General features: G+C 63.5%; 5 protein-coding genes and 1 pseudogene. All 6 read left to right on the top strand.

Translation table 11 applies throughout. The annotated features are described in order from the left end of the window. Nucleotides 1–271: 271 nt before the first annotated feature. The 6 genes and pseudogenes from A5678_RS20790 to A5678_RS20770 all read left to right on the top strand — a co-directional run bounded on the left by A5678_RS20790 (nt 272) and on the right by A5678_RS20770 (nt 9,054). Nucleotides 272–1,693, top strand: coding sequence for a condensation domain-containing protein (locus A5678_RS20790; RefSeq protein WP_068046091.1), 1,422 nt, complete (start codon nt 272–274; stop codon nt 1,691–1,693). Between the two features lie 141 nt (nt 1,694–1,834). Then, a complete protein-coding gene (locus A5678_RS20785) occupies nt 1,835–4,834 on the top strand; it encodes an RND family transporter (RefSeq protein ID WP_068046088.1) in 3,000 nt (999 codons plus the stop codon). A gap of 57 nt (nt 4,835–4,891) precedes the next feature. Then, a complete protein-coding gene (gene pe, locus A5678_RS20780; protein WP_068046086.1) occupies nt 4,892–6,010 on the top strand; it encodes an acyltransferase PE in 1,119 nt (372 codons plus the stop codon). A 10-nt stretch (nt 6,011–6,020) separates the two neighbouring features. Then, entirely contained in the window at nt 6,021–7,754 is a 1,734-nt protein-coding gene (locus A5678_RS20775; protein ID WP_082945647.1) for an AMP-binding protein, read from the top strand. A gap of 10 nt (nt 7,755–7,764) precedes the next feature. Further along, nucleotides 7,765–7,926: pseudogene (locus A5678_RS28045) on the top strand (GAP family protein); the annotation flags it as partial. Nucleotides 7,927–7,995: 69 nt separating this feature from the next. After that, entirely contained in the window at nt 7,996–9,054 is a 1,059-nt protein-coding gene (locus A5678_RS20770; RefSeq protein ID WP_068046080.1) for a dihydrodipicolinate reductase, read from the top strand. Nucleotides 9,055–9,208: the final 154 nt, after the last annotated feature.

Here is a 9,208-nt window from a genome sequence, read left to right as displayed (position 1 = left end):
GGTCATGATGCGTCCCAGCGGGAAACCGGTTGCGCGCCCGAAGATCATCTCCGAAGACCAGCACTGCAGATGCAGGCCCGCGCCGCGCAGCGACAGCCCGCGCGGCTGCCGCCCTGCGTCCCTCCCGGCCGTTCGATCGAACAACGGCCCACCGGATCCGTCAGCGAGTGTAGGTGTTCCGCGCATATTCGCGACGGTGATCGCCGAAACGGTTATCTTGGTGTCGCCAACGTGGTCGGACTGAGCCGTTCAAACCGAGGAGGACGTAGTCTTGCGCATCGGGAAGATTACGATCGGCTCACTCGATGATTGGACGTTGACCCCGGGCTCGGTCACCTCATGGCACCCAACGGCTGCGGCCAGCGAAAAGGTCCGACAAGCGCCGGTCAGTTCCGTCCCGGTCAGCTACATGCAGGGCCAACATCTTCGTAACTACTGTGAACGGGCGGCCGCGGGGCTGAATTTTTCCCGGCAGATCATCGCTACCTGTGAAGTACCCGGGACGTGCGATGTCTCTGCCATGGACCACGCCGTCAACACGTACCTGCGTCGACATGACACGTTCCGCAGTTGGTTCGAGCACACCGGCAGCGGAGAGTTCGTCAGGCATACGACGAGCGATCCTGCTGATATCGAATTCGCGCCGGTCGATTTCGGCCAGATGACGGTTGACGAAATACGCGCTCATGTCGTGGGCATACCGAATCCACTGGAGTGGGGCTGCTTCACGTTCGGGATTATCCAGAGCGAGAACCATTTCACCTTCTTCGCCGCCATGGATCATGTGCACGGGGACGCGACATTGATCGGCACCACGATGATGGAGGCCAATGGAATGTATACGGCGTTGAGCGGAGGCGGTGAGCCCCTCGCTCTTCCCGATGCCGGCAGCTTCGACGACTTCTGCAGCCGCGAACGCGAGTATACGTCAACCTTGACCCTGGATTCGCCCGAGGTGGGCGCGTGGATTGAATTCGCGGAGAACAACAATGGCCGTTTCCCTGAATTCCCACTCCCATTGGGTAACCCGTTGGAGTCGAGCAGCAGTGCGATGGCCTCCGAACTCCTGATGGGCCCAGCACAGACGGAGCGATTCGAAACAGCCTGCATGGCGGCCGGCGCACGCTTCGTCGGCGGCTTGTTCGCGTGCTTCGCCCTGCTCGAGCATGAGTTCACGGGCGCGCTCACGTATTACGGGCTTACGCCCAGGGACTCCCGGACGGGCGCCGACAATTTCATGACACAGGGTTGGTTTACCGGCCTGATTCCGATCACCGTGCCCATAGCTGCGGCCTCGTTCGGCGATGCCGCGTGGGCGGCGCAGACATCTTTCGATTCAAGTCTGGACATGGCGAAGGTGCCCTACTACCGCGTATTGGAATTAGCGCCGTGGTTGAGCTGGCCACAGCCGAACTTTCCGGTCTCGAACTTCTTCCACGGCGGCGCCGCTCCACTCAACGCTATTCTCGCCGCAGCCGACTTGGGCCTAGCGGACAATATCGGAATCTATCCCGACGGCCGCTATTCATACCAACTGACTATTTACATATTCCGGTACGGCGAGGGCACGGTCATGGCGATCATGCATCCCGACAACCCGGTCGCCCAGAAATCGGTTTGCCGTTACATGGCGGCTATGAGGTCGGTGTGCGCGCGGGTCGCCGATAGCGGGCACTGGGGACGCGTCGCGTAGCGTGGAGCCACTCGATGGCTAGGGCCTATCTCGAAGTGCGAATTCCGGTCGGGCACACGACGAATTCGGGCGGCTGGACACAGCGTCGGCGAGCGTCGCCGGCGGGCGCACACGACTGCGCCGACCGGGAGCGAGGGCGATATGCGACGGTTGGCTGATTTCGTGGTGCGGTGGCCGTGGGTGGTCGTCGGGCTCTGGGTCGCGATTGCGGCCGCGCTTCCACTGACATTGCCATCCCTGGGCGAGATGGCGCAGAAGCATCCGCTCGCTATTTTGCCCAGCGATGCACCGTCGAGCGTCACCGCCCGAAAGATGACGCAGGCGTTTGACGAATCGGGCTCAGAAGACCTTCTATTGGTGGTTCTGACCGACGACAAGGGGCTTGGGCCCGCCGACGAAGCCACTTACCGCAAGCTGGTGGGCGCGTTGCACCAGGACACGCGAGACGTTTTGATGGTGCAGGATTTCGTCAGCAGCCCGCCCCTGCGCTCGGTCGTGACCAGCAAGGATCACAAAGCTTGGGTGCTGCCGGTCGGCGTTGCCGGCGAGTTGGGCACCCCACAGTCGTACGCCGCTTTCAATCGCATCGGCGACATCGTCAAGCGCGCGGTCGCGGGAACGTCCCTGACGGCAAACCTCACCGGCCCCGCGGCAACCGTCGCCGACCTCACGGTCGCGGGCGATCGGGATCGGCTTCCGATCGAGCTGGCGATCGGCGTCCTGGTGCTCATCGTCCTGTTGGTGATCTACCGCAGCGCGGTCACCATGCTGCTACCGCTGCTGACGATCGGGACATCCCTGGTGATCGCGCAGGCGATGGTAGCGGGCTACTCCCAATTGACTGGCTCGGGCGTCTCGAACCAATCCATCGTCTTTCTGAGCGCCATAATGGCTGGCGCCGGGACGGATTACGCGGTCTTTCTCATCAGCCGCTATCACGACTGTTTGCGGTCAGGCGCGGATTCCGAGCAGGCGGTCAAGGGCGCGATGATCTCCATCGGAAAAGTGATCGGCGCATCCGCGGCCACCGTGGGAATCACTTTTCTGCTCATCAGCTTCGCCCGGATGGGCGTGTTCAAAACCGTGGGGGCGTCGTCGGCGATCGGGATCGGCGTCGCATTCCTGGCCGCGGTGACGTTGCTGCCGGCAATTCTCGTGCTCGCGGGGCCACGCGGGTGGGTCAAGCCACGACGCGAACTCACCGCCCGGTTCTGGAGGCGGTCGGGAATACGCATCGTGCGTCGGCCCAAGGTCAATCTGCTTGCCAGTGTGCTCGTGTTGATCCTCCTGGCCAGCTGCGCCGGCCTGGTGCGCTACAACTACGACGATCGCAAGGCCCTGCGGTCGTCCGCTCCGAGCTCCATCGGATATGCCGCGCTGGATCGTCATTTTCCGGTGAATCAGTCCATCCCCGAATACATCCTCGTCCAATCGCCGCATGACCTTCGCACACCGAAGGCCCTTGCGGACTTGGAACAGATGGCGGACCGAGTCAGCCAATTGCCGAATATCGCCGCGGTCAGCGGCATCACGCGCCCCACCGGAAACGTGCCGGAACAATTCAGGGCCACCTATCAGGCGGGCGCGATCGGCACCCTGCTGGCCGACGGGTCCACCCAGATCAACGATCACGCAGGCGACCTCAACCGGCTGGTCACCGGGGCCGGCACCCTGGCCGACAGCCTCGGCGACGTCCGCGGCCAGGTCAGCCAGCTCGCTACCAGCCTGGAGGAACTGCAAAGTGCCTTCTCGTCGGCGAAAAGCCAGTACAGCGGTGACGCTCTGGTTAACCAGGTGGACATCGCGGCCCAGCTCGTCGACCACGTCAACTCGCTCAGCAATGCGATGGGCTGGAATTTCTCGGCCGCCAAGAACATGTTCGCCTGGATAGGCCCGGTACTGACGGCGCTGCAGGGTAGCCCGATCTGCGATGCCGATCAATCGTGCAGCGCCACCCGGGGGACCTTCGAGCAGCTGGTCGGCTCGCGTGATCAGGCAGACCTCGACGCGATCAACGACTTGGCCCACCAACTGCAGGAGTACCAGGACAAGCGGACCCTGAAAGCGTCGACGGATCGCGTGCGTGCTGCATTGGGAAAGCTCACCAAGGTGATGCACTCCATGGGGATGGACAAACCCGGTGGCTTGCAGGCGAATCTGAACAGCGTGCAAGATGGCGCCGACCGACTGGCCGGCGGGAGCCGGCAAGTGGCCGATGCCGTGGCTCAACTCGTCGACCAAGTCAAACAGCTCGGTGCCGGGCTCAATGAGTCAGCGGCGTTCCTGTTATCGCTGAAACGGGACGCGGCGCAACCGGCAATGGCCGGCTTCAACATCCCGCCTCAGCTGCTGCATTTAGCGGAATTTCAGAAGGCGGCCAAGGTTTTCATTTCACCGGACGGGCACTCGGTGCGGTATTTGGTTCAAACCAAACTCAATCCCTTCAGCACCGAAGCCATGGACCAGGTCAACGCGATCACCGCGGCCGCTCGGGGAGCACAACCGAATACCGCGTTGCAGGACGCCGCCGTATCGATGGCCGGATACACCGTGGGTCTGAAGGACACCCGCGACTACTACCAACATGACATCCGGTTCATCATCGCCGTGACCCTGATCGTCGTGCTGCTGACGTTGATCGCGCTGCTGCGCGCGATTGTCGCGCCGCTGTACCTGGTTGCTTCGGTGGTCATTTCGTACTTGTCGGCGGTGGGCATCGGCGTGCTGGTGTTTCAGTACCTTCTCGGCCAGCAATTACATTGGAGCGTGCCCCCGCTCGCTTTCGTGGTGTTGGTCGCGGTCGGAGCCGACTACAACATGCTGCTCGTCTCGCGAATGCGCGACGAATCGCCAAACAGCATGCGTTACGGCATCATTCGCACCCTGAGTTCCACGGGCGGTGTGATCACCGCGGCAGGCCTGATCTTCGCCGCCTCGATGTGCGGCCTGTTGTTCTCCAGCATCGGCACCGTAGTCCAGGGTGGTTTCGTGATCGGTGCCGGAATTTTGCTGGATACCTTCTTGGTGCGCACCATCACCGTTCCCGCCGTCGCCGCGCTGGTCGGATCGGCGAACTGGTGGCCGTCACGAGCGGGCCTGCGGCGGCCACCGGTCCGACGCGCCGAGCCGCAAACCAGTTAGCGCGCGCACATGAGGTGTGTGACACTACGAGACGAATCCGAGCGAGCAGGATTAGGGATGAAGCAACTACTAGCACAAGTCACGACGCTGGTAACCGTTGGCGCGACAGGGTTTTTCGGCGTCGGAACCGCATCTGCGGACGACACGCCGATTGGCGGGCCGCCGACCCCAGGGGCCCCAGGCGACCAGACCGCCTTCGCCCTCGGAGGGGCTCACGTTCTGGGCATCCCCTACGACGAATACATTCGCCAGGAGGGCGCCCAATGGTTCCCCGGCCAGCAGCGCGAAATCGTCCGCTACCCGGCGGGCCAGGTTCAGGGCCACGTCCTGGAGCGACTCTTCCCGGGCATCGGCAAAGTCGGCGATGAGTTGTTCCCCGGCCTCGGCCTCGACGGCCCCAGCGTGGGCGAATCGGTCGACGAGGGAGTGAACAACCTCGATGCCGCGATCCGCACCGGTCGCCCCGGTACGGCGATCGGACTGTCCGAAGGCGGGTTCGTGGTCGACGGCGAACAGGCGCGGCTGGCGAATGACCCGACCGCTCCGCCGCGGGACAAACTGAACTTCGCCACATTCGGCGACCCGATCGGGCGCCACGCCTTCGGCCAGAGCTTCCTGACCGCAATGTTCGGAGTCGGCAGCGTTGTTCCCGCGCTCGACTACACCATGCCGCCACCGTATGAGAGCCAATACGACACAAACCGGTTCGTGGCTGCGTACGACTCGATCGCGGACTTCCCCGACCGGCCGGACAACATGTTCGCGCTCGCCAACACCCTCCTGGGTCTCGCCACGGGTCACACCGCGGTGGCCTTCACCAACCCGAGCATGGTGCCGCCGCAGAACGTCCGGACGACGATCAACTCCCGGGGCGCGAAAGACACCACGATCATGGTCCCGGAACAGCACCTTCCGCTGGTCATGCCGCTGAAATACATTGGGATTCCGGAGGACACGCTGAACAAGCTGGACGCAATCCTGATTCCCCGGGTGAACGCGGGCTACGCGCGAAACGACGACCCGGCGACCGCTCCGGTTCAGGTGGACCCGGTGCACGGCTTCGATCCAGCGGAAGTCACTGCGCCGGCCAACCAGGCGACCTTCGGCGGCGGCGCCGACCCGTTTTCCCAAATTCTCAGCGGTGCCACATCCGTGTTGTCCCATGGCGCCGGCTGACAACGCGCCTATGTCTCAATCGACGATTCTCTCCATGTTGCACGGACGTGCCAGCATGCGGCCTCACGAGGTGGCGTACACCTTTACCCACTACGAGGACGACTGGGCGGGTGTTCCCGAGAGCCTCACATGGTCGCAACTGGCCCGTCGAACGCTCAATGTGGCGCGCGAACTCGGCCCGCACGGGTCGGTCGGAGACAGGGCGGTAATCCTGGCCCCCCAGGGCCTCGAATACATCGCGGCGTTCCTGGGATCCATGCAGGCCGGGCTCATCGCGGTTCCGCTCCCGCTGCCGCATCGGGGTTCTAGTCATGAGCGGGTAACTGCGGTCCTTGCCGACACGTCGCCCTCGGTTATCCTCACCACGTCCGAGGTTGCGGAAGACGTCGCCGAATACGTCGATCACGCACGCATGAAGGACGTACCTAAGATCGTCGAAATCGATTCGATGAATCTGGACGTCGACGGCGGAACAAGCGTCCCGACGGCTGATTTGCCCAGCGTCGCGTATTTGCAGTACAGCTCGGGCTCGACCCGCACTCCTACCGGCGTGACTATCTCGCACCGTAATCTTCAGGTGAATTTCGAGCAGCTGATGCGGAGCTTCTTCGCGAAATCGCACGCCAAGGCCCCAACAAACGCCACGATGGTGTCGTGGTTGCCGTTCTACCATGACATGGGTTTGGTGCTGGGGGTGTGCGCGCCGATCCTGGGCGGCTATCGAGGCGAGCTGATGAGTCCGGTTGCATTCCTAGAAAGGCCGGCCAGATGGATGCGCTCTCTGGCCGAGAATCCGTCTTCTTGGTCGGCGGCGCCCAACTTCGCCTTTGACTTGGCGGCACGCAAAACAAGTGACAGGGACCTCGCCGGGCTCGACCTCTCCGGCGTCCTGGGCATCATCAGCGGTGCCGAACGGGTCGAGCCGGCGACTTTGAATCGGTTCGTCGACCGATTTGCTCACTTCAATTTTCGGGACCACATGCTGCGACCTTCATATGGCTTGGCCGAGGCAACCGTCTTCGTGGCGAACGGCACATGGGGTGACTCATCGACTGTTCATTTCGAACTCGACGAGCTGTCCGCGGGTCGAGCGCAGCGGTGTGCGGGGGCGGGCGCTGCGCTGGTGAAGTACACGGTGCCGCAATCACCCACGCTGCGAATCGTCGACTGCGAAACGAACCGCGAGCGCCCGCAGGGGTTGGTGGGCGAGATCTGGGTACATGGCGCCAATGTGGCCGAGGGCTACTGGCGCAAACCGCCGGAGGAACAGGGCTGCTTCGGCGCAATGCTCGTCGACCCATCCCCGGGTACGCCCGACGGACCCTGGCTGAGAACGGGCGACCTGGGTTTCGTCTACTCCGGTGAGCTGTTCATTGTTGGCCGCATCAAGGATCTGCTCATCATCCGCGGGCGCAATCACTACCCCGAAGACATCGAGGCGACGGTCCACGAGATCACGGGCGGCCGGGTCGCGGCGATTTCGGTTCCGGTGAACAGCACCGAAAAGCTCGTCACCGTTATCGAAGTCAAGAAGCGCGGTGATTCCGACGAGGAGGCGATGCGCTGGTTCACCTCCGTCAGAGCCGACGTCACCTCCGCGATTTCCAATGCGCACGGTGTGAATGTCGGGGACCTCGTCCTGGTTCCACCTGGGTCAATTCCCACCACCACGAGCGGCAAGATCCGGCGGGCGGCCTGTGTCGAGCAGTACAGCCAGCACCAATTCGCCCGGTTGGACGCCTAGGCCCGGCCGCGTAGAGTTTCCGCTGCTGGCCTATCTGCTGGCGCCCCAGGCAACCGGCGCCTCGGTGGCGGCGCTGCACAACTGGATTCGATCGCGTCGCCGGCTTGACGTTGCGGTCCTCGTGGCCGCGGTGGGCTGTGCGTTCCTCGCGCTTGGCATGGCCGGGCTTTGACCCATTCTCAAAACGCCGCGCCGCCGCCGACTAATAATGAGTCCAACCCGCAGCGGCAAAGGAGCCAGGATGAGCACTACCAGCATCGACCGTCCCTTACGCGTGATCCAGTGGACGACCGGGAACATCGGGCGACGTTCGCTGCGCGCCATCATCGGCAGGCCGGACATGGAGCTGGTCGGGGTGTACGCGCACGGGGCGGACAAGGTCGGCGTGGATGCCGCCGACCTGGCCGGGTGGCCGGAACCGACCGGCGTGCACGCGACGAATGACATCGACGCGTTGCTTGCCTTAGGCGCCGACGCGTGCTGCTATAACCCGTTGTGGCCCAACATCGATGAGTTGGTGCGCTTGCTGGAAACGGGTGTCAATGTGTGCTCCAGCGCGGCTTGGATCACGGGCGGCAAGCAGACACCCGAGGACCGCGAACGCATCGTGGATGCTTGCAAACGAGGCGATTCGACGATCTTCGGCAGCGGGGCGCACCCGGGCATGACGAACATGGTGGGCATGGTGCTCAGCGGCGCGTGCGAACGCGTGGACGAAATCCGCATCACCGAGTCGGTGGATTGCTCGACCTACGAATCAGCGGAAACGCAAACGGCGATGGGCTTCTCGCAGGATCCCGATACGCCGGGGTTGGCGGAAAGCGTGCGACGCGAAAGCGAGGTCTTCGCCGAATCGGCCGCGATGATGGCCGACGCGATCGGGGCGAAGCTGGACCGGATGACCTTCGACGTGACCTTCACCGCGGCCACCGGGGATTCGGATCTGGGCTTCATGAAGATCCCCGCGGGAACGGTCGGCAGTGTCTACGGCTACCACCGAGGCTGGCAGGGGGACCGCAACGTGGTCAGCGTCGGGTTCAACTGGACCATGGGCGATCACGTCGTGCCCCCCAAACCGCTGGAGCACGGACACGTCATCCAGGTGTACGGGCTGCCCAACATGCGCACCGTCCTACATTGCCTGGCGCCGAAGGATTGGACCGAGCCCGGATTCATGGGACTGGGAATGATCTACACGGCAATGCCGGTTACCAATGCGGTCCCGGCTGTGGTGGCTGCCGAGCCCGGGATCGTGACGCTTGCCGATTTGCCGCCGGTCACCGGCCGGGTGGCCCGGTAAGCGGTGGGAACCATATGCGGTTCGCCACATCGGAGGCCCCCGGAGGAACGCTTGCGTGCACTAAGGTTTAGAGTGCTTAGCTGAGCAAATGGTCGAGAGACAGCGGCGTCGTCGACGACGTAGGCGAGCTTTGCGGCAGCGCCGGGGTGGCGGT

It is taken from the genome of Mycobacterium sp. E2733 (genome assembly GCF_001667585.1).
Lineage (GTDB): Bacteria > Actinomycetota > Actinomycetes > Mycobacteriales > Mycobacteriaceae > Mycobacterium.
This window is presented reverse-complemented; position numbering and strand designations above follow the sequence as displayed.

Bases quoted from the DNA above. Each gene is read 5' to 3' on its own strand.
- A5678_RS20785 (WP_068046088.1), top strand. From the start codon at position 1,835: ATGCGACGGTTGGCTGATTTCGTGGTGCGGTGGCCGTGGGTGGTCGTC.
- pe (WP_068046086.1), top strand. From the start codon at position 4,892: ATGAAGCAACTACTAGCACAAGTCACGACGCTGGTAACCGTTGGCGCG.
- A5678_RS20775 (WP_082945647.1), top strand. From the start codon at position 6,021: ATGTCTCAATCGACGATTCTCTCCATGTTGCACGGACGTGCCAGCATG.
- A5678_RS20770 (WP_068046080.1), top strand. From the start codon at position 7,996: ATGAGCACTACCAGCATCGACCGTCCCTTACGCGTGATCCAGTGGACG.